Here is a 19,951-nt window from a genome sequence, read left to right on the forward strand (position 1 = left end):
ATAAGTCAGTATAGTGCGGGAAAAATTGTTAGCCGGAGAAACCATGGCCACACAAATTGGGCGCTTAAATACCTTAAGCGTTGTGAAAGAAAAAGAGTTTGGCGTCTATTTGGATGCTGAAACACTGGGTGAAATCCTTTTGCCGAAACGTTATGTGCCGAAAAATTTGGCGCTGGGTGATGCTATTGAAGTCTTCGTCTATTTGGACTCGGACGATAAATTGATTGCCACGACGGATTTTCCAAAAGCGCAAGTAGGTGAGTTTGCGGCCTTAAAAGCGGTGGCGGTGAATCAGGTTGGCGCTTTCTTTGATTGGGGCTTGCCAAAAGATTTGTTGGTGCCTTTTAGCCAACAAAAGAATCGCGTTGAGGAAGGTGAAACTCATTTAATGTTTATCTACTTGGATCAACACACACATCGTATCGTGGCGACTACCAAAATCGATCCTTTGTTGAATCGTGAAGAGGCTCCTTATCGAGTAGGTGACAAGGTGTCGATTGTGGTGGGTGATAAGACCAATATTGGCTTTAAATGCATTATCGATAATCGCTTCTGGGGGGTGTTGTTTTTTGAAGATGCTTTTCGCCAATTGCGTAAAGGTGAGAAAACCACCGCCTATATTAAGCAAATGCGTGAAGACGGTAAGATCGATATCAGCTTACAGGAAGTGGGTTATAAAAAAGTGCGAAATATTTTGGACGATGTGCTGGACTATCTGGATGCCCAAGGTGGTGAATCGGATTTAACGGACAAAGCGTCTCCTGAAGCCATTTATAAAGTTTTTAAGGTAAGTAAGGCAACCTATAAAAAAGCCTTAGGTGCCTTGTACAAAGAGAAGAAAATTGCGTTAACCAAGGAAAAGATTACTAAGCTCTAATGTTTGAGTGAGCGCAGTCGTTTTTCCATTAAATTCGGATCTGATTAAAAACTGCTAAGCAAGGTTTAGCAGTTTTTTTTGTACTTCAGCACGTCGTTCGGGGTGAGCTATGCCTTCATGGAGTAAGGGCTGAACTTTGAGATTGATCGGGCTGTGATGAATCAAAAAGCCCGAGATAAAGTCGTTTTCGGTTTGACGTTGCAAGCGCAAATCTTCAAACATGGAAGAGCGATTTAAGCGCGTTAATTTGGCCACGGTTTCGACGCGATTTTTCAGGTTGTTATAGGTTAGGTGTTGGCTCTGTTCAGCGTAAGTAAACTTCGGGTGGGTAAAAATACTTGCCAGTTCAGTGAGAGTGGCTTGTATCAAGTTTTGATATTCATCATTGAGAATGTCGCCATTATGCAAGTTGAAAATGGCTGTAATGGGGTTGATGACAGCATTGACTGCGAGTTTTTCGAGAATCCTTTGATGAATATTGATGACGCCAAAGCCTTCTAATGGACAGGTCTTCATTGTTGATTCACGGTTCCATTGCCCAACGAAGGTATCGCCAAGCCCAGTGTGCTTGATGTGATTAATATCGATTTTTAGAACCCCTTCGTTGGTAACGCCTGCCCATAGGGTTTGCTCTGGTGTCATTACTTTCGCCAATTCAGCTTGTGCCCCCATGCCGTTGCACAAACAAATTACCTCAGCGTCTTTGGTTAAGTGTGGTGCGATTTGTTGGTAAGCATTAACCAGATCAAAGGATTTGGTGCAGAACAAAACCCGGTCATATTGTTTTTCTAACTCTGCAACGGTGAAGGGTTTGATTTTATAGATCTGAGTTTCAGCCTGTTGTTCACCGTAGTCATCAACATGGGCATCAAGAGTGATTTGTTTCCCGGGGTTGGTGCTTCGGTAGACCATATGCACTTTGTGATCGAGTCGTTTCAGCTTACAGGCCCAAAGAAGACCAATGGCGCCTGAGCCGACCACTAACCAACGAGTTCGTTTCATAAGGTGATCCATTAGGTGTTTCATTTCATTTCTTGTTATTATCGCGCCAAATGAATTGATTGAAAATGCATAGGAGCAGAAAATGCCATCATTTGATGTTGTCTCTGAATTGGACTGGCATGAAGTCAGCAATGCGGTAGACCAAGCTAATCGTGAACTTACCACACGTTATGACTTTAAAGGGGTAAAAGCCAGCTTTGAAATTAAGGATAAAACCAGTGTTGTTATGCACGCGGAAGCAGAGCCACAACTGACTCAATTGTCGGATATTTTGAATCAGAAATTGGTGAAACGTGGTATTGATCTAAAAAGCCTTGAAAAAGAAGACGTTGATAAAGGCAGTATGCGTGTTTCACAAGCCATCAAAATGAAAGAAGGCATCGAAACGGCGGAAGCCAAAAAGATAGTAAAAATGATCAAGGACAGTAAGATCAAGGTGCAAGCCCAAATCCAAGGGGAGCAATTGCGTGTGACAGGTAAGAAGCGTGATGACCTTCAACAGGTCATGAGCTTGTTGCGTGGTGCTGACCTTGGTCAACCGGTGCAATTCACTAACTTCCGTGACTGATTTAGAGTCGCAATTACAGCACTCTAAACAGACTTAATTATAAAGCCATATTCACCTGCTAAGGTGAATATGGCTTTTTAATAAGGTTTGTTTGCTGCAGGTTTTACTATTTTGAGTTTTCAAAGTTTTCCATTTCTAGATTACCACTTGTCTCTTGCTGAATTGAAGTCATTGATTCGCTCTCTTTCAGAAGCGATTTAATCAATCCATACATCATGGTAATAACGACAAGTGAGAAGGGTAAAGCCCCAGCAATAGATGCTGCTTGTAAGCCTTGCAATGCCTCTTTGCCGCCCATCAATAAAACAATTAAGGTCACTGTGCCTAATAAAATGCCCCAGATAATCAGCTGTTGTTTAGGTGGACGACGCCCAAATGCGAGTAATCTGCCAATGACTAAGGTGCCGGAATCGGCAGCAGTAATAAAGAATATGACGACAGTAATAAGAGCAAACCCTTTGGCAATCAAAGCGATTGTTCCAGGCGTTAATACGTCAAAAGCGGCATAAAGACTGCCTGCGTAATTCCAATTTGTCACTGCTTCGTTGTAGATGCTCATGTCTGTGCCATAAATGGATTCGTAAATACCCGCAGAACCAATGATGCCAAACCACAACATAGCGGCCAATGAAGGAGTTAAAATTACCCCTAAGACAAATTCACGGATAGTTCGACCACGAGATATACGCGCAATGAATAATCCAACAAAAGCAGACCAGGCGATCCACCAGCCCCAGTAAAAGATTGTCCAGCTGCCTTGCCAGCTTCTTTCTTCAGGGCTTCGAGCTGTCCATAAACTCATTGCCACGGCATTCGATATAAAATCGCCCAACGATGTTAACGTATTGGCAATGATATAATTGGTGCCATCGCTGGCGAGGAGGAAATACACAAGGATAAGGATACAGATATAACTGTTAGTGGTGGCTAAAGACTTTATTCCTCGTGATACACCACTGGTGGCAGATAAGGTCGCTAAAGCCGTAACCATGACAATGGAGCCAATGGTGATGGGCAAGGTTGTGTGTTCAATAATACCTAATGCCACTAAGCCAGCGCCAATTTGCTGGATGCCCAGCCCCAATGTAGTGGAAATACCAAAAATGGTTCCCAGTACGGCGAGGATATCAGCAATATTGCCTATTGGACCATAAATTTTGTCGCCAATAATAGGGTGAAGTGCGGAACGAATGGATAGGGGTAAGCCCTTACGATAGGCAAAATAGGCGAGGGACAATCCGACTAGACCATACATGCCCCAGGCAACGGTTCCCCAGTGAAAAAAGGTGAGCGTTAAGCCCGCTGAGGCCGCATCGGCAACTAGGTCGTTTGGCACAGGAAACCCCTTTTGTCCTGGCTGTAAGCCATTTTCTAATGCAGTCTGTTTAGCGAGAAAAAAAGCGTGAACCGCCTGCTTGGTTTCAACATTCATGAAGGGGTTGCCACCACTCCATTGACTGGCAAAATGAATCATGGGTTCTGACATGGAGAAAAACAACATGCCGGCACCAGTGCCACAGCTAAACAGCATGGAAAACCAAGCAAAATTAGAGAATTCCGGTTTTTCGTTGTCTAGACCAAGCCGGATGCTACCCACTTTGGTAAACATGAAATACAAACAAATCAGAAATGCCGCTAGCATCAAGGCAATGTAATACCAGCCAAGTGTCTGCTCAATCCAGTTTTTGATGTTAAAGAATTGCGAACTTGCGGTTTTGCCAAGCAAAATGCTGTAAAGCACAAAGACAACAATGAGGCTGATGCAGGTGATACTAAGGGTTGAGTTGAGGCCTTTTAAGATACCTCGGGTTGCGATCATCGAATCTAACTTCTTGCTATTCATCTTATCGAGTTCCTTCTTTTGGGTGATGAATTGTCTATTAAATCCTTTTGTTAGAAACATAGTGCCTGTTTTTGAACCAAAAAACGAGACTTTAATGAGGTGTGGAGTTTTGCTGTTTTTTTTGTTACTGCTTATTTGGTGACTTTGTTAGGAGGGGCGGCACTCTGCGCTTCATCTGTTGTGCCTTCTCACAAATTTCCGTGACTAAGTAACGTACAGTCATAAAAAAACCAGAGTGTATCCTTGATAAACTCTGGTTTTAAATTGCTTAAATTTTGTCTTACTAAGCTAGTGTTTCATTAAGATAAATCAGCAATTTCTTTTTCGATCATCTTCTTCACGGCTTCTTCGTCTGCGACCAAAAACTCACTGTCTTTGCGTAAGGATTTGATTAAGCCTGCTATCATGGCGATCAGTACAATAGAGAATGGTAAGGCACCAGCAATGGATGCGGCTTGTAAGGCCCTTAGTGCTTCATTGCCACCCATTAGCAAGACAATAAGAGTGACCAAGCCTAACACGCTTCCCCAGATAATGCGTTGTTGTGTCGGCGGACGACGACCAAAAGCCAATAAACGACCTAATACCAAGGTGCCTGAATCCGCAGAAGTAACAAAGAAGATTACGACAACGACTAAGGCACACGCTTTGGCAATGATAGCAGCGACGCCAGGCGTCAGTACATCAAATGAGGCGTAAATGGTGCCAGCATAATCCCAGTTCTGTACGGAAGCATTGTAAATACTCATATCAGCACCGTAAATTGACTGATAAATGCCTGCAGAGCCAATGATGCCAAACCATACGAGGGCCACCATAGATGGAATGATAATAACCCCTAGAACAAATTCACGGATGGTTCGACCGCGAGAAATGCGCGCAATGAATAAGCCAACAAACGCTGCCCAAGCGATCCACCAGCCCCAGTAGAAGATTGTCCAGCCACCTTGCCAAGTACGCTCGACAGGGCTACGCGCAGTCCATAATGTCATTGAGGTCACATTAGAAATATAATCGCCTAATGTTGTTAGGGTGCTGGCAATGATGTAATTGGTGCCGGAACCTGCTAATAAGAAGTAGAGCAGGATAGCGATACAAATATAGCTGTTTGTTGTAGAAAGAACCTTGATGCCTTTTGCCACGCCACTGGTGGCCGATAATGTGGCAATAAAAGTCACCAGAATAATAGAACAGACGGTAACGGTCTGAGAGGTTTTCTCAATCAGTCCCAGAGACACCAATCCCGCACCTATTTGTTGTACGCCCAAGCCCAATGTCGTAGAAATACCGAAAATGGTACCAAGCACAGCCAGAATATCGGCGGCATTACCAATGGGTCCGTAAATACGATTACCAATTAAGGGGTACAAAGCTGAGCGAATGGACAAGGGTAGGCCTTTACGAAAAGCAAAGTAGGCTAACGCTAAGCCAACAATACCGTACATACCCCAAGCAACGGTGCCCCAGTGAAAAACCGTTAAGGTTAAACCACCGGCAGCGGCTTCAGCAACCAGATCACTAGGGATAGGGAAGCCTTCATCACCTGGCAGTAAGCCTGCTGCCAAAGCGGCTTGCTTAGCAGCGAAAAATTCACTTACAGCGGCTTTGGTTTCAGCGCTCATGAAAGGGTTCCCACCACTCCATTGACTGGCAAAGTGAATCATGGGTTCTGACATGGAGAAAAATAGCATGCCGGCACCCGTACCACAGCCAAAGAGCATAGAAAACCAGGCAAAATTGGAGAATTCAGGTCGTTCATCGTCACGTCCTAAACGTATGCTGCCTGTTTTCGCTATCATAAAATAAATACAGACTAGAAAGGCTGCGAGCATCAGGGCAATGTAATACCAGCCCAGAGTTTGCTCTATCCAGTTTTTGAGTCCTAGAAATTGCAGACTTGCGGTTTTTCCCAATAAGATAGTATAGAGTACGAAGACTGCTACTAAGCTAATGGTGGTAATCCCTAACGTAGAATTGAGCCCTTTCAAGACCCCACGAGTCTCAATTAACTCGTCTATCTTTTCCTTACTCATCATAATAAATGTTCCTCTCGATGCTTGTAATTTTTTAGGTTTGACCAATGAATTGTTTTGTCGTTTAACTCCTTATTTTAACGAATAAAATCTAACTTTATGTTATTTAAGAATTTTTTTGGAAAGTGTTTTGAGGCGACTCTTGAATTCGGTACGATCAACGTAGCAGCCATGTAAGTGACGACGACCTCTGGTGTCTTCAAATGTATTGCGGCCGTGTAAGACTCGTCGATTATCAAAAACGACCATTTGTCCCGCTTGTAATTTAAATTCGATCTTGAATCGTTCGTCTCGAAAACGGGCCATTAAATTACGATAAGCCAAATAGTAGTCGTACATAATGTCTGCAGGCAGATCGAAAACCGTCGCCAGATGAGCGTTGTATTTGATTTCTACTATATTGCCGAAGTTGTCTAAATTGATGATGGGGTGATGATGCAAAATATCATGATCTTCGTCATGAAAATGAAAGGGGATAGCATGATCACAAAGCAATTTAAAGTGATCTGGACATTCTTTGCGCAACTCTTCCGCGACTTTGAGACCATCTACGAAAATAGATTCACCCCCTTCGCTATCATTGGCCAAGCAGTGCAAAAACTGGTAACCAGGTGGCGTTTCTTGATTGGGCAAATCTGTGTGTAGGGGAAGGGCTATTGCTGTGTAAGCTAGATTGATGGGAGATTCAACCGACACCACATCAAACATTGTACCAAAATTCGTTCTACGTAAGTAATCAATACGTGTTGCTAAGGTTTCAGTGGCGGCGGTTTCATTTGGCATGTTGTCGATGATGGTTAGACCATATTTATCCAGTTCCTGCATCCAATTTAACAGGGCGCTGTCTTGCTCCACTACGGCATGATAATCAGCAGAAGGGATACGCTCTTTAAAACTGCAGTCCCAACTAAGATAGCTGGTTGATTGATGATGATCTGAGGTATTGGAGTAACTGTGTTGTTTTAGCCAATGATTTGAAAAATGGCTCGTGTGTTGTCCTTCAGACCAGTTAATGGTCAAACTGTCTTCATTATTGGTGTAATGGATGGGGTGGATATCTGGGGATACGCTCAATAGATCAAAGTCTCGTTCTCCGGTTTTGGCGTGAAATGCTGAAGGGCAGTTATCTCTTAACCATAAATAGTGATATTCAGATTGACTGTCATCTTGCCAAAAGACAGTGAGACTTAGAGTGTTCAGTTCAATATGAGAGATCAGCGCGGTATGACAAGGCGAACTGGAGGAAATGATCATGTGTTATATATTGCCTCAAAAAAGAATGGATAGATTCGTCCATATTAAATAGATTGAAATACTTATTCAAACAACTTAATTTTGGTTTATTGATAAGAATAGGTAATGCAAAATATGAAAAATGATCTACCGCCACTAAATTGGGTCAAGACATTTGAATCGGCTGCGCGTTTGCTTAATTTTAGTGCGGCTGCTCGAGAGCTAAACCTCACACAGTCCGCAGTCAGTCAGCAAATTAAATTACTTGAGCATCATTTAGGAGATGATTTGTTTATTCGCAATCATCGCAAAGTGTCATTGACTAATAGTGGTCAGGCTTATTTACCTGTCGTGCAGAATTTGATAACCAATCTACAACGTAAAACGGCGGATATTTTTTCACCCATTGGTAAGGGAGGGTTATCATTAGAAGTAAACTATGCTTTTTCGTCGTTATGGCTATCCAATAACCTAAATAAGTTTTGTACTCGCTACCCTGGTATTGGTCTGCAAATTATCCATGCCAATTGGGATAATGATTTTTTTGACAATACTTATGATTTGGCCATTATCAATGGTCACGGTGAATGGCCGAATGTGTCTCTTGAGCCTTTGGTGACACCAGAAGTGACGGCGTTCTGTTCTAGGCAAAATGCAAAACTTATGTCTTCACCTGACGATTTGCTAGCCTTTCCATTAATTGAAGTATTAGGTGTCAGTCATTCTTGGCATCAATGGTTCGATAAGGCGAAAGTGTCTATTGATCCAGAGCAAGTCATCGTGCACAAGGTAGACACACTTTTATCCGCATTATTGATGGTTGAGGCGGGGTTGGGAGTCATGTTGGCGTACCCAGATTTGCTTAATAAACAGTTTTTGAAACGCGAAGTGGTCGCGCCTTTTGAGGTGTTATTACCCACCAAAGACAATTATTATCTGGCGTCTCCGCAAGGTCGCCCTTTATCAAAGTCCGCTAATGTCTTTCGGAGCTGGCTACTGGCAGAGATGAGACGCTTGACTGACGCTGAGGGTTAAAATGATGCTAGTGACCAGAGAAAGGCTGCTGTTGGTGGTTCATGAGAAGCGGTAAGATAGCTATAAATGCCGAACTTTTTGACCGATAATCAGCCACCCCTCATCCTCTAACTTTTGTTTTTGTCGAAAGTAGGCATCTGTGCCTTCAGCAAAACTGATTCGTCCTTGCGCATTGATTACTCGGTACCAAGGTAGTTTGGTATCGCTGGGAAGATTTTTCAGTAAATGACCCACTTGACGCGCATACCCAGGGAAGCCTGCCTGCTTGGCAATGTCTCCGTAACTGATGCATTCTCCCGCCCGAGTTTGATGTAGGATTTGAAATACTTGCGATTTAAACTCGTCCATCGCTTGATTAGTCCCTTTGTTGCCCATAGTAATCTGTTAATTGAAAAAAAAATGAAGGTGATCATGAGATTCGCGTTATTACTTTTTATCCTTGTGCCCATTATTGAAATGACGGTGCTGATTCAAGTCGGCAGCGAAATTGGCAGTTTGGCCACAGTAGGATTGGTATTTCTTACCGCTATTGTAGGGGTGAGTTTGATTCGTAAGCAAGGTTTGGAAACTTCCTTGAAAGCACAAGAAAAAATGCGCCGTGGTGAGTTGCCTGCATCCGAAGTGGCGGAAGGCGTGATGTTATTATTTGCCGGCCTATGTTTGTTGATTCCAGGGTTTGTTACGGATGCCATTGGTGGTTTGCTGTTGATTCCTGGTTTGCGCAAATTGTTTGCCGCAGGGTTGGTGGTTAAATTAATGAGTTCCATGATGGCGCGAGGGGCCCAATGGCGTGCTGGTGGTCAGTATCGTTCTTCCCAAGAGGGTGACATTATCGAAGGAGAATACGAGAACGAAGATAATGATTTAATTGATAAAAAATAATTTTTTTCTAGGGTTGAAAAATAGTTGAGTAGCTCTATATATGAGCACGAATAGAGATTCTCGTGAGAATGCGAGATAAGTCCTGCCAGGGGAGTCCTGGTATTGTTTTAATTTGGAGAAAATGAGAGATGAATATTCGTCCTTTGCACGATCGTGTCGTTGTTCGCCGTAAAGAAGAAGAAACAACAACCGCATCTGGTATTGTATTACCTGGATCTGCTACAGAAAAACCGACACAAGGTGAGGTGTTGGCTGTGGGCACTGGCCGTATTCAGTCTAATGGCGATGTGCAAGCACTTGCTGTTAGCGTTGGTGACACTGTTTTGTTCGGTCAATACTCTGGCCAGACAGTGAAAATCGACGGTGAAGAACTACTTATCATGAAAGAAGATGAAATCTACGGTGTGGTAGAAGCCTAAATCTTCTTGTCCTTCCTATTTATATTACAAGATTAAAACAGTTAAAAAGGTATTAGAGCATGTCAGCTAAAGAAGTGAAATTTGGAGACAGTGCACGTCAGCAAATGTTGAAAGGCGTTAACGTACTTGCTGATGCAGTAAAAGTCACCTTGGGTCCGAAAGGTCGTAATGTGGTTATCGAAAAATCTTTCGGTGCGCCACTTGTGACCAAAGACGGTGTTAGCGTTGCTAAAGAAATCGAATTGGAAAACAAATTCGAAAACATGGGCGCGCAAATGGTCAAAGAAGTAGCGTCACAAGCGAATGATGTAGCAGGTGACGGTACGACAACAGCGACTGTTTTGGCGCAAGCTTTGGTAACAGAAGGTCTTAAATCTGTTGCTGCTGGTCGTAACCCAATGGATCTTAAGCGTGGTATCGACAAAGCGTCTGAAGCAGTTGTTGCGGAAATCGCTGCACTTGCCACACCTTGTGCCGACACTCGTGCGGTTGAGCAAGTAGGTACTATCTCTGCTAACTCTGATGTGTCTGTTGGTAAAATCATTGCTGAAGCAATGGAGCGTGTCGGTAAAGAAGGCGTTATCACAGTAGAAGAAGGTTCTGGTTTTGAAGATGAGCTAGATGTTGTAGAAGGTATGCAGTTTGATCGTGGTTACCTTTCTCCTTACTTCATCAACAACCAAGATACTATGAGTGCGGAACTTGAAAACCCATTTATTCTATTGGTTGACAAGAAAATTTCTAATATCCGTGACTTGCTACCAGTATTAGAAGGTGTTGCGAAATCTTCTCGTCCACTATTGATCATTGCTGAAGACGTTGAAGGTGAAGCTTTGGCAACATTGGTTGTGAACAGCATGCGCGGTATCGTTAAAGTGGCAGCGACTAAGGCACCTGGTTTCGGTGATCGTCGTAAAGCTATGTTAGAAGATATTGCGATTCTAACAGGCGCAACAGTGATCTCTGAAGAAGTGGGTCTAAACCTGGAAGGTACAACCCTAGAGCAACTCGGTACAGCGAAGCGTGTTACTTTGACAAAAGAAAGCACAACCATTGTTGATGGTGCTGGCGATGCGGCAAACATCACATCTCGTGTTGAGCAAATTCGTGCTGAAATTGCTAACTCTTCTTCTGACTATGACAAAGAGAAGCTTCAAGAGCGCGTTGCGAAATTGGCAGGCGGTGTAGCGGTTATCAAGATCGGTGCAGCAACTGAAGTGGCGATGAAAGAGAAGAAAGCTCGTGTTGACGATGCCCTTCACGCAACTCGTGCAGCGGTAGAAGAAGGTGTGGTTGCGGGTGGTGGTGTTGCTCTCGTTCGCGCATTAACCAAAGTCATTAACCTTGAAGGTGACAACGAAGACCAAAATGTTGGTATTGCCCTAGCACTTCGTGCAATGGAATCGCCAATGCGTCAAATCGTCAGCAACGCAGGTGACGAAGCGTCTGTTGTTGTTGATAAAGTGAAGCAAGGCGAAGGTAACTACGGTTACAACGCGGCTACTGGTGAGTACGGTGATATGCTGGAAATGGGTATTCTAGATCCAGCGAAAGTAACGCGTTCTGCTCTTCAAGCAGCCGCTTCTGTTGCTGGTCTGATGATCACTACTGAAGCTATGATTGCTGATCTTCCAAAAGAAGACGCTCCAGCTATGCCAGACATGGGTGGCATGGGTGGAATGGGCGGCATGGGCGGCATGATGTAATCATCCCTCAACGCTCAGCTTAGCTGAAAAAAGAAGCCCCGCTGCCGAAAGGTAGCGGGGCTTTTTTGTTGTGAAAGGGCAATAAGGTTTATTGATTGACTGGAAAATGCTTTTTCAAGAATGCCATGACGGAAGGTACGTATTTCTCACTATCAAAGATACGTGCGCTGTGGCCAACACCTTGTTCCACATAAAGCTCGTTGTCTACGCCATATTCATCCAGTAAAGCTTTAAGGCTTTCGCTTTGTGATAAGGGGACGCGTTTGTCTTCATCCCCGTGGAGTTGAATGTAAGCTGGGGAATTGGCGTTGATATAACTTGTCGAAGAGGCTTGTTTAGCTAACTCTGGATTATCAGTAGGGGTGCTACCAAGAAACATGGACACAGAGGATCTTGGTCCGACTTTCTTGCCCCCTTTGGTGCCCATGGCAAGTAGGTCGGTAGGGCCAAAGAAGCTGACGACGGCGTCGACTTTGTAGCTGGGTTGAGCGTAAAAATCTACCTTGTTATAGGCGGCGTTTGTGGCGCCAATAAATCCTGCTAAATGCCCACCTGCGGATCGTCCCATCATGACTAACTCATCAGCTTTTATATTGTAGTCACTTGCGTGTTGATTTAGGAAGTTAATGGCGTCGTTTACGTCTTGTACCGGTGCTGGAAAGCTTGCCTCACCACTTAAGCGGTAGTCCACAGATGCCAAGGCATAACCGGCTTCAAGAACTGAGCGAAGTAATAGGGGGTTTTTATTGGGGATGGCGTCCTTTGTGCCACGTTTCCAGGCACCACCATGTACCCAGACCAATAATGGGTGTTTGGTATCAGTGTTTGTTTTTGGTAGATAGAGATCGAGTTTGATGTCTTTGTTGTCAATGCGTTTAAAGGTGATGTTTTTTTCGATTTGATAGCTGGTTTGGGATTGATCGCTTTGTGTGGCCAGAGCGTTAGTGAATCCTACTGCGGTGATCACGGCAGTAACAGCAAAGCATTTTTTCATGGTTTCCTCATAATCCTGATAGCAGTTTGTTACTAAAAATGATATCGCTTCTCAATTGTGTCTAGAAGATTCTAGACGTTTCTTTACACAGACCGGAAAAAAGCCTTTTCGACATATTTAAATCATTTTTAAGTCTATGAAAAATATAATAAAAAATTTCTTATTAAGTTTGACTTAATAAATGAATTTGATATAAGTGCAAGACAAAGATCGAGTGGTGGAATTGATCGAAAACTCGGCAATGGGTAATGCCATGATGAGTTTGTCTGTGGTTGAAGCCTTTAATTATTTGTTTTTCAGAAGGGCCTTGGAGGGTTTTGTACCCTCAAAAGCATCTTGCCAGTGGCGGTTTTGGAACTGGTCGAATGGGTTAAATTGGAGAAATGTGTGCCAGAACAAAGAATAGATGCTAATTTTATGGTGTTCGTTGAAAAATTATCTATTTTGCCAAGGTAATAGCTCAAAAGTGGTGTTGGAAGCTGTGGAAATGGCATGTGGTTTTTGTTCAACAAATTGGTGAGGGCTACATTCAGGGGTTTATGTCAAAGAACAATTTGTTCCGCTTTGGGACAGAGTTGGCAGAACATATAAACTCTCATTGTGCCACTTTCAGTTTGTTGGATTTGTGTAAAATCTGTGTGAAATTTGAGCAGGGTATTGAGAAGTCCAAACCATTGATTCTAAAGCTATTGATAAATGCTCACCTGTGTAAGATACTTGTTGAATATTTGTGTCCGTTATTTGTAAATAAAGGGAAGCTTATGCTCAGAAAAACCCTCGTCAGTATGGCTGTGTCAGGTGCACTTTATGTGTCTAGCAGTTACGCATTAGAGTTGGGTGAGTTAACCTCACAATCGAGCTTAGATGAGCCGTACCGTGGGAAAATTGAGCTTGCCGATGTCGGTGCATTAACCACAGACGACATTTTGGTTCGTCTCGGAAGTGAGAGCGAATTTCGTCAAGCAGGCTTTGCGCCTACTCGTGTCCTATCACAATTAAAGTTTGATGTGGCTCAGGATAATGGTGAATTAATTGTTACTGTATCATCCGACAGACCTTTGATGGTCGATGAGTTGCACTTTGTACTTGCGGCTCGATGGCCGAGTGGACAGGTTGTCCGAGAATATCAAGTGCCGCTTAATCAAACTGCATTGGTGGAAAAAGCCAAAAGTGAAGTAGTGCAAGCTGCTCAGACAAGCGTTCCAGAGGAAAGTAATACGGCTTCAGGCAGTGTGTTCCGTCAAGCGGCACAAACGGCACAGCAAATGTCTTCACAAGGCCAATTGAATGTCCAAAGAGGGAATACCCTTTGGTCTATCGCGGGCCGCAATCGTCCTTCCAATCAATTGACGATTTACCAAGCCATGATGGCTATTCAAGCCCTCAATAAAGATGCCTTTTATTCTGATAATATCAATCTCCTTAAAGAAGGTGCGGTACTGCGTTTGCCGACACAAGAGCAAATAGCACTTTTTAATAATGACATCTCCAGAGAGGAATTTCTTCGTCAACACGATGCTTGGATGGCGTTGAAAGCGGCAAGGGGAGCGACTCAAGGCGAGGTGAAACAAGCTCAGTTGAACACTCAGGCTGAAGCTAAACCTGCGGATTCGACGCCTGAAAATACGGGTGATAAATTGACCTTGGCCTCTGGACAAAGTGTATTGCCGGAGAAAGAAGCCAGTTCCAATGAGGGCGATGATTCGGCGTTAGTGGAATCCTTAAAAAGTGAACTATCCGCTTCACAGGAGATGTTGGATAAAGAACAGCGTGAAAAAACAGAATTATCAGATCAGCTAACAGAGCTTAATAATCAGCTGGAAACATTAGAACAGCTTATTAGTCTGAAAGATAAGCAGATGGCAGAGTTACAACAACAACTTGCCAGCGCTCAGCAAGCCATGCAAGAACAAAAGAATACGGTCGATCAATTACTGGAAGCGGATCAAATTCGTCGTGAAAAAGAGCAGGCGGAAGCCGACTCTCTAATCAATAAAGTGTTTGGCAATCCTATTGTGGTTTCCATTGGTGCTGTGGTTCTCCTTTTACTTGGATTCCTTATTGGCTTAATTATGCGCCGTTCTGGTAAGAAAAAAGCCGAAGAAGAGATGGTGTCAAAGGATGAATTTGATTTGTCACCTGCCACAGCAACTGTCGCTGCAGCGCCTGTGGTAGCTGCAGCAATGGATGAGGAGCCAGCTGAGCCGGAAGTAAAACCAGAGTTGCCTGAAGAAGATCCCTTTGCTTTTGATTTTGATACGCCAGATGAAGATGTGGCTGCAGGCGAAGCAGAGGAATTCCGTTCTTTTGACGAAGAGGTCACTTCAACTGAGTTCCCAGAGGTGACTGATGACGATGAAATGGGCTTTGAGGATGAGGCCGTCGCGGAAGATATTCTGGAGAATGCAGATGAGCCAGAAGAATTCCCAGGTTTTGAAGAGGTAGATGACTTGCCTGATCCTGTATTGGATTTAGGTGATGATAACGAAGATGAACCAGCAGAAGATGAGATTCCGACCATGGAACCTGAGCTGGATGTTTTTGATCAAGCGGTTGAAGAAGCGTCTTCGGATGCCGAACCTGAAACGGATGATTTTGCTGCTTTCGATGAGCCTGAAATTGACAGTGAAGAAGAATCTTTTGTTTCTAATTTATTGGAAGATAATGAACAAGAAGATGTTGATGAGTCCGCCATTTTTAATGGTGTGCCAGACGACAGTGTTGAAAACTCCATTGAAGAAACTCTGGCCGAGATGGAGAATGAAGTAGCTGATGAGCTTGAAGTACCAGAATTTGGTGAAGCAGAAGCGGCATCTGATGAAGAAGCCAGTGATGAAGAAGAAGAGTTTGACTTCTTTGATGCCAGTGGAGATGAAGTGGCAACCAAGTTAGATTTAGCCAGAGCCTATATGGACATGGGTGACGAAGAAGGCGCTCGAGTCATTTTGGAAGATGTGGTTGAGTCTGGTAATGAACAGCAAATTGCCGAAGCACAAAGTATGATGGAGCGAATGTTCCCAAGTGACTAAGAAAGTGGTACTGGTCGTTGAGTACAACGGCTCAGCGTATAAGGGCTGGCAAGCCCAAAAATTTGATGTTCCAAGTGTACAAGAAAGTTTAGAAAAAGCCTTATCTGTTATTGCAAACCATACTGTAAAAGTGGTGTGTGCAGGTCGTACTGATTCCGGCGTGCATGCCAGTGCGCAAGTGGTTCACTTCGAAACCCAAGCCGAGCGTAATGAACGCGCTTGGACTTTGGGTGTTAATACTTACCTTCCTGATGATATTACGGTTGTCGCCGCGCGCTCTGTGGCTGATGACTTTCATGCCAGATTCAGTGCTTTAACACGTCGTTATCGTTACGTCATTTATCAGTCCGAATTTTGCCCCGCGATTTTGGCAAAAGGGGTGACTTGGACCTATAAGTCGCTTGATGTTAATCGTATGCGTGAAGCAGCGAAAACCTTTATTGGTACTCATGATTTTACCTCATTTCGTGCCGTTGGTTGTCAGGCACACACTCCCGTGCGTACTATTGTGAACTTTGATGTGCAGGCATTGGGGCAATACATTGTCTTGGATGTACGTGCCAATGCTTTTTTACATCACATGATACGTAATTTTGCCGGTGTTTTGATGACCATAGGGGCTGGCGAGCAACCAGTGGCATGGGCGCAACAAGTCTTGGATGCAAAAGACAGGGCAAAAGGCGGTATCACAGCGCCACCTTATGGATTGTATTTTGTGGATGCTGAGTACCCATCTCATTTTAATGTGCCTGTGTGCAAATTAGGGCCACATTTTTTACCAAGTGTAGACGAGCCGAAATATGAATTGCCGAGTTAAAATCTGTGGTATTACCAATTTAGAAGACGCATTAGCGGCGGTCGAGGCAGGCGCAGATGCATTGGGTTTTGTTTTCTATGAGAAAAGTCCCCGTTATGTGTCTCCTGAAATAGCCAATCAAATAGTCGCCAAATTGCCACCCTTTGTGGTGCCTGTGGCGCTGTTTGTTGATGCAGACAAGACTTGGGTTGAGAAGGTTATTACTGCTAGCCCTCGTTGGATGATTCAATTTCATGGTCATGAGAGCGAAGATGAGTGTGCGTCTTATGGACGTCACTATATGAAAGCGTTACGCGTAAAAGAAGGTGATGATATTAGGTGCAGTGTGTCACAATATAAGTCTGCTGGCGCCATATTGTTAGACGCTTATAAAAAAGGGGTGCCAGGCGGTACTGGTGAGACATTTAATTGGTCGCTCATTCCTGACAATCTTAGTAAACCGATTGTATTGGCCGGCGGTTTGACCCCAGAAAATGTGCGGCAAGCGGTTGCTCAAGTGCAACCTTATGCAGTAGATGTGAGTGGTGGCGTTGAACTTTCAAAAGGCCGCAAGAACCCTCGCAAAGTAATCGAATTTATAGCTGGAGCGAAACGTGGATAATAAAAAAATCCCAATGAATTTGCCTGACGAGCATGGCCGTTTTGGTGACTACGGTGGTGTGTTTGTATCAGAAACTCTGATGTCAGCTCTGGATGATTTGGCAAAAATGTACGACACCCTATCCAAAGATGCTGATTTTCAGGCCGCTTTTGATACCGACTTAGCCCATTATGTTGGCCGTCCATCGCCCTTGTATTTTGCTGAGCGTTTAACTGAAAAAGCCGGTGGTGCGAAGATTTATTTAAAACGTGAAGATTTGAATCACACGGGTGCGCACAAGATTAATAACACCATAGGTCAAGCGCTTTTGGCCAAGCACATGGGTAAACCTAATATCATTGCTGAAACGGGAGCGGGTCAACACGGTGTGGCTTCTGCAACCGTAGCCGCGCGCCTCGGTTTGAAATGCAAAGTTTTCATGGGCGCGGAAGACATTCGACGTCAATCTTTGAACGTTTACCGTATGAAATTGCTGGGTGCGGAAGTGGTGCCAGTGGAATCGGGTACCAAAACCTTAAAAGACGCTTTAAACGAAGCCATGCGTTACTGGGTTGGTAATGTGGACGATACATTTTACATCATAGGTACTGCAGCTGGCCCGCATCCATATCCTAAGTTAGTGCGTGACTTTCAAGCGGTGATTGGTCGTGAAGCGAAGCAGCAATGTATGGAGCAAGAAGGTCGTTTACCGGATGCGGTGGTGGCTTGTGTCGGCGGTGGTTCAAACGCCATTGGCATGTTCTATCCCTTTATTGAAGATGAATCTGTGGCTATGTACGGTGTTGAAGCCGGTGGTGATGGTGTGGAAACGGGTCGTCATGCAGCGCCTTTGTCTGCTGGTCGTCCAGGTGTGTTACATGGTAATCGTACTTATGTCATGGCCGATGATGATGGTCAGATTATAGGAACGCATTCGATTTCTGCTGGATTGGATTATCCAGGCGTTGGTCCTGAGCATGCTTGGTTGAAAGATGTCGGTCGTGCTAACTATGTGGCGATTAATGACGATGAGGCGATGACGGCGTTTCGTGATTTGACTCGGTTGGAAGGTATCATGCCAGCATTGGAATCCAGTCATGCGGTTGCTTATGGTATGAAATTGGCTGCTCGTATGCGTCCTGATCAGCTAGTGGTAGTGAATCTGTCTGGTCGTGGTGATAAAGATATTTTGACCGTGGCAGAATTGGATGGGATTGAAGTATGAGCCTAATAAAGCAATGTTTTGAAAATCTACAAAAATCTGGTAAAAAGGCGCTCATTCCTTATATTACAGCAGGCGATCCTTCGCCTGAGTTTACTGTGACCATGATGAATGCATTGGTTGATGCGGGTGCAGACGTGATCGAAATCGGTATGCCGTTTTCTGATCCTATGGCCGATGGCCCGGTAATTCAGCTGGCTTGCGAGCGTGCTTTAGCCGCTGGTACTAGTGTCCGAAAAGTATTGGATATTATCGCTGAGTTTCGTCAAGGCAATTCAACTACGCCTATTGTATTAATGGGGTATTTGAACCCAATTGAGTTTTACGGTTATCAGACATTTGCCGATGCAGCCAAACAAGCTGGTGTGGATGGTGTTTTATTAGTAGATCTGACTCCAGAAGAGGCGACAGATGTAGTAGAATGCTTCCGACAAAATGAAATTGATTTAATTTATCTGTTGTCACCAACCACGACAATGGAACGCGCGAAGAAGATTTGTGATTTAGCATCCGGTTATGTGTATTACGTTTCCGTTAAAGGAGTAACGGGTTCAAGCGAGTTGGATGTGGACAGTGTGAAAGATCATGTTGATCGTTTGCGCGGTGTGACCGATTTACCCATTGGGGTAGGTTTTGGTATTCGCGATGCGAAAACCGCCGCCGCAGTAAGCCGTTGTTCAGATGGTGTTATTGTCGGCAGTGTATTGGTTAACGCGATAGCAGAAAATAAAGATCAACAGATAGAACAGATAGCTGACGCTCTGGGTGCAATTTTGGCTCCGATGCGTAGTGAAATGGACGCCTGAGTGGCAGCAATTAAAGAAGTATGGAGAAATAAATGAGTAGCTGGTTAGATAAGTTTGTACCTTCTATTGTACGTAGTGATAAGCGTCGTACGTCATCTGGTTCTGTACCGGAAGGTTTATGGAAGAAGTGCCCAAAATGTGAAAACGTTTTGTATCGCCCAGAGTTAGAAAAGAATTTAGAAGTGTGTCCTAAGTGTAATCATCACTTACGTGTCAATGCTCGTCGTCGCTTAGACATCTTTTTGGACAAAGAAGGTCGTGTGGAAATTGGTGCCCACCTTGAGCCAGAAGATAAACTGAAGTTTAAAGATTCTAAACGCTATAAAGATCGTCTTGCCGATGCGCAAAAAGCCACAGGTGAGAAAGATGCCTTGGTTGCGATGCAAGGTGAGTTGAACGGCATGCCTGTGGTTGCCGTTGCTTTCGAATTTAGTTTCCTTGGTGGTTCCATGGGGGCCATTGTGGGTGAGCGTTTTATCCAAGCGGTAAATGTGTGTCTTGAAAAACGTATTCCATTGGTGTGTTTCTCTGCCAGTGGTGGTGCACGTATGCAAGAAGCGTTAATTTCTTTAATGCAGATGGCGAAAACCAGTGCCGGTCTTGAGCGTATGAAGCAAGAGGGCATCCCTTATATTTCTGTGATGACGGATCCTGTGTTTGGTGGTGTTTCTGCGTCTTTGGCGATGTTGGGTGATTTGAACGTGGCTGAGCCAAATGCCTTGATTGGTTTTGCTGGGCCTCGTGTTATCGAGCAAACGGTACGTGAAAAATTGCCAGAAGGCTTCCAGCGCAGCGAATTCCTATTGGATAAAGGTGCTTTGGATATGATCATTAAGCGTGATGAAATGCGAGATCGATTGTTTAATATCCTTGCAATGCTAACCCATCATAAGGTTGCATAACTC

Annotated in this window: 18 protein-coding genes; 12 read left to right on the forward strand and 6 right to left on the reverse strand. The window is 44.1% G+C overall.

What is annotated here, in order from left to right:
* The first annotated feature begins 43 nt into the window (after nucleotides 1–43).
* Nucleotides 44–877 carry a CvfB family protein gene (locus ACXAH2_RS08940; protein WP_475077984.1) on the forward strand — a complete coding sequence of 278 codons (834 nt, stop codon included), beginning with the start codon at nucleotides 44–46 and terminating at the stop codon, nucleotides 875–877.
* A gap of 54 nt (nucleotides 878–931) precedes the next feature.
* Here the strand turns inward: ACXAH2_RS08940 and ACXAH2_RS08945 are convergent, their stop codons facing one another.
* Nucleotides 932–1,879 carry a ketopantoate reductase family protein gene (locus ACXAH2_RS08945; protein ID WP_475077985.1) on the reverse strand — a complete coding sequence of 316 codons (948 nt, stop codon included), beginning with the start codon at nucleotides 1,877–1,879 and terminating at the stop codon, nucleotides 932–934.
* Between the two features lie 82 nt (nucleotides 1,880–1,961).
* On the opposite strand from ACXAH2_RS08945, the gene ACXAH2_RS08950 reads away from it, so the two are divergent.
* The gene (locus ACXAH2_RS08950) at nucleotides 1,962–2,447 is read left to right on the forward strand and encodes a YajQ family cyclic di-GMP-binding protein (protein ID WP_475077986.1); all 486 of its coding nucleotides are present in this window, start codon (nucleotides 1,962–1,964) and stop codon (nucleotides 2,445–2,447) included.
* 106 nt (nucleotides 2,448–2,553) lie between these two features.
* Here ACXAH2_RS08950 and ACXAH2_RS08955 read toward each other — a convergent pair whose 3' ends face one another.
* The 3 genes from ACXAH2_RS08955 to ACXAH2_RS08965 all read right to left on the reverse strand — a co-directional run bounded on the left by ACXAH2_RS08955 (nucleotide 2,554) and on the right by ACXAH2_RS08965 (nucleotide 7,577).
* Nucleotides 2,554–4,290, reverse strand: coding sequence for a BCCT family transporter (locus ACXAH2_RS08955; protein ID WP_475077987.1), 1,737 nt, complete (start codon nucleotides 4,288–4,290; stop codon nucleotides 2,554–2,556).
* A 299-nt stretch (nucleotides 4,291–4,589) separates the two neighbouring features.
* A complete protein-coding gene (locus ACXAH2_RS08960) occupies nucleotides 4,590–6,326 on the reverse strand; it encodes a BCCT family transporter (protein WP_475077989.1) in 1,737 nt (578 codons plus the stop codon).
* Between the two features lie 99 nt (nucleotides 6,327–6,425).
* On the reverse strand, nucleotides 6,426–7,577 hold the full coding sequence (locus ACXAH2_RS08965) for a TauD/TfdA family dioxygenase (RefSeq protein WP_475077990.1): 1,152 nt from the start codon (nucleotides 7,575–7,577) through the stop codon (nucleotides 6,426–6,428).
* A 114-nt stretch (nucleotides 7,578–7,691) separates the two neighbouring features.
* Between ACXAH2_RS08965 and ACXAH2_RS08970 the strand changes: the two genes are divergently transcribed.
* Complete coding sequence (locus ACXAH2_RS08970; RefSeq protein WP_475077991.1) at nucleotides 7,692–8,591, forward strand: LysR substrate-binding domain-containing protein; 900 nt, start codon at nucleotides 7,692–7,694, stop codon at nucleotides 8,589–8,591.
* Between the two features lie 60 nt (nucleotides 8,592–8,651).
* On the opposite strand, the gene ACXAH2_RS08975 is transcribed toward ACXAH2_RS08970, so the two are convergent.
* Nucleotides 8,652–8,939, reverse strand: a complete 288-nt coding sequence (locus tag ACXAH2_RS08975; RefSeq protein ID WP_475077992.1) for an MGMT family protein — start codon at nucleotides 8,937–8,939, stop codon at nucleotides 8,652–8,654.
* 63 nt (nucleotides 8,940–9,002) lie between these two features.
* On the opposite strand from ACXAH2_RS08975, the gene ACXAH2_RS08980 reads away from it, so the two are divergent.
* From ACXAH2_RS08980 to groL, 3 genes are all read left to right on the forward strand, one after another.
* Complete coding sequence (locus tag ACXAH2_RS08980; RefSeq protein WP_475077993.1) at nucleotides 9,003–9,473, forward strand: FxsA family protein; 471 nt, start codon at nucleotides 9,003–9,005, stop codon at nucleotides 9,471–9,473.
* A 128-nt stretch (nucleotides 9,474–9,601) separates the two neighbouring features.
* Entirely contained in the window at nucleotides 9,602–9,892 is a 291-nt protein-coding gene (locus ACXAH2_RS08985) for a co-chaperone GroES (protein WP_353668550.1), read from the forward strand.
* 59 nt (nucleotides 9,893–9,951) lie between these two features.
* Nucleotides 9,952–11,598: a chaperonin GroEL gene (groL, locus tag ACXAH2_RS08990; protein WP_475077995.1), complete on the forward strand. Its 1,647-nt coding sequence runs from the start codon at nucleotides 9,952–9,954 to the stop codon at nucleotides 11,596–11,598.
* Between the two features lie 88 nt (nucleotides 11,599–11,686).
* Here groL and ACXAH2_RS08995 read toward each other — a convergent pair whose 3' ends face one another.
* On the reverse strand, nucleotides 11,687–12,592 hold the full coding sequence (locus ACXAH2_RS08995) for an alpha/beta hydrolase fold domain-containing protein (protein WP_475077996.1): 906 nt from the start codon (nucleotides 12,590–12,592) through the stop codon (nucleotides 11,687–11,689).
* Between the two features lie 761 nt (nucleotides 12,593–13,353).
* Here ACXAH2_RS08995 and ACXAH2_RS09000 point away from each other — a divergent pair.
* From ACXAH2_RS09000 to accD, 6 genes are read left to right on the forward strand one after another with little or no spacing between them, the layout of a single operon-like run.
* Nucleotides 13,354–15,621, forward strand: coding sequence for a motility hub landmark protein FimV (locus tag ACXAH2_RS09000; RefSeq protein WP_475077997.1), 2,268 nt, complete (start codon nucleotides 13,354–13,356; stop codon nucleotides 15,619–15,621).
* A complete protein-coding gene (gene truA, locus ACXAH2_RS09005) occupies nucleotides 15,614–16,438 on the forward strand; it encodes a tRNA pseudouridine(38-40) synthase TruA (RefSeq protein ID WP_475077998.1) in 825 nt (274 codons plus the stop codon). Before ACXAH2_RS09000 ends, truA begins: the two co-directional genes overlap by 8 nt.
* Nucleotides 16,422–17,039, forward strand: a complete 618-nt coding sequence (locus ACXAH2_RS09010) for a phosphoribosylanthranilate isomerase (protein ID WP_475077999.1) — start codon at nucleotides 16,422–16,424, stop codon at nucleotides 17,037–17,039. The genes truA and ACXAH2_RS09010 overlap by 17 nt, the downstream gene beginning before the upstream one ends.
* 13 nt (nucleotides 17,040–17,052) lie before the next feature.
* Nucleotides 17,053–18,243: a tryptophan synthase subunit beta gene (gene trpB / locus ACXAH2_RS09015; protein ID WP_475078051.1), complete on the forward strand. Its 1,191-nt coding sequence runs from the start codon at nucleotides 17,053–17,055 to the stop codon at nucleotides 18,241–18,243.
* Nucleotides 18,240–19,046: a tryptophan synthase subunit alpha gene (trpA, locus tag ACXAH2_RS09020; protein ID WP_475078000.1), complete on the forward strand. Its 807-nt coding sequence runs from the start codon at nucleotides 18,240–18,242 to the stop codon at nucleotides 19,044–19,046. Before trpB ends, trpA begins: the two co-directional genes overlap by 4 nt.
* A 32-nt stretch (nucleotides 19,047–19,078) precedes the next feature.
* Entirely contained in the window at nucleotides 19,079–19,948 is an 870-nt protein-coding gene (gene accD / locus ACXAH2_RS09025) for an acetyl-CoA carboxylase, carboxyltransferase subunit beta (protein WP_475078001.1), read from the forward strand.
* The last annotated feature ends 3 nt before the right edge of the window (nucleotides 19,949–19,951 follow it).

This window comes from Marinomonas sp. ABL3_031, from assembly GCF_056161265.1.

What these genes read in the sequence shown, in the direction of transcription:
- ACXAH2_RS08945 (WP_475077985.1), bottom strand. Translation starts at nt 1,879, where the DNA reads ATGAAACGAACTCGTTGGTTAGTGGTCGGCTCAGGCGCCATTGGTCTT.
- ACXAH2_RS09000 (WP_475077997.1), top strand. Translation starts at nt 13,354, where the DNA reads ATGCTCAGAAAAACCCTCGTCAGTATGGCTGTGTCAGGTGCACTTTAT.
- trpB (WP_475078051.1), top strand. Translation starts at nt 17,053, where the DNA reads ATGAATTTGCCTGACGAGCATGGCCGTTTTGGTGACTACGGTGGTGTG.
- ACXAH2_RS08995 (WP_475077996.1), bottom strand. Translation starts at nt 12,592, where the DNA reads ATGAAAAAATGCTTTGCTGTTACTGCCGTGATCACCGCAGTAGGATTC.
- trpA (WP_475078000.1), top strand. Translation starts at nt 18,240, where the DNA reads ATGAGCCTAATAAAGCAATGTTTTGAAAATCTACAAAAATCTGGTAAA.
- ACXAH2_RS08970 (WP_475077991.1), top strand. Translation starts at nt 7,692, where the DNA reads ATGAAAAATGATCTACCGCCACTAAATTGGGTCAAGACATTTGAATCG.
- ACXAH2_RS08950 (WP_475077986.1), top strand. Translation starts at nt 1,962, where the DNA reads ATGCCATCATTTGATGTTGTCTCTGAATTGGACTGGCATGAAGTCAGC.
- ACXAH2_RS08985 (WP_353668550.1), top strand. Translation starts at nt 9,602, where the DNA reads ATGAATATTCGTCCTTTGCACGATCGTGTCGTTGTTCGCCGTAAAGAA.
- ACXAH2_RS08960 (WP_475077989.1), bottom strand. Translation starts at nt 6,326, where the DNA reads ATGATGAGTAAGGAAAAGATAGACGAGTTAATTGAGACTCGTGGGGTC.
- ACXAH2_RS09010 (WP_475077999.1), top strand. Translation starts at nt 16,422, where the DNA reads ATGAATTGCCGAGTTAAAATCTGTGGTATTACCAATTTAGAAGACGCA.
- accD (WP_475078001.1), top strand. Translation starts at nt 19,079, where the DNA reads ATGAGTAGCTGGTTAGATAAGTTTGTACCTTCTATTGTACGTAGTGAT.
- ACXAH2_RS08955 (WP_475077987.1), bottom strand. Translation starts at nt 4,290, where the DNA reads ATGAATAGCAAGAAGTTAGATTCGATGATCGCAACCCGAGGTATCTTA.
- ACXAH2_RS08975 (WP_475077992.1), bottom strand. Translation starts at nt 8,939, where the DNA reads ATGGACGAGTTTAAATCGCAAGTATTTCAAATCCTACATCAAACTCGG.
- groL (WP_475077995.1), top strand. Translation starts at nt 9,952, where the DNA reads ATGTCAGCTAAAGAAGTGAAATTTGGAGACAGTGCACGTCAGCAAATG.
- ACXAH2_RS08980 (WP_475077993.1), top strand. Translation starts at nt 9,003, where the DNA reads ATGAGATTCGCGTTATTACTTTTTATCCTTGTGCCCATTATTGAAATG.
- ACXAH2_RS08940 (WP_475077984.1), top strand. Translation starts at nt 44, where the DNA reads ATGGCCACACAAATTGGGCGCTTAAATACCTTAAGCGTTGTGAAAGAA.
- ACXAH2_RS08965 (WP_475077990.1), bottom strand. Translation starts at nt 7,577, where the DNA reads ATGATCATTTCCTCCAGTTCGCCTTGTCATACCGCGCTGATCTCTCAT.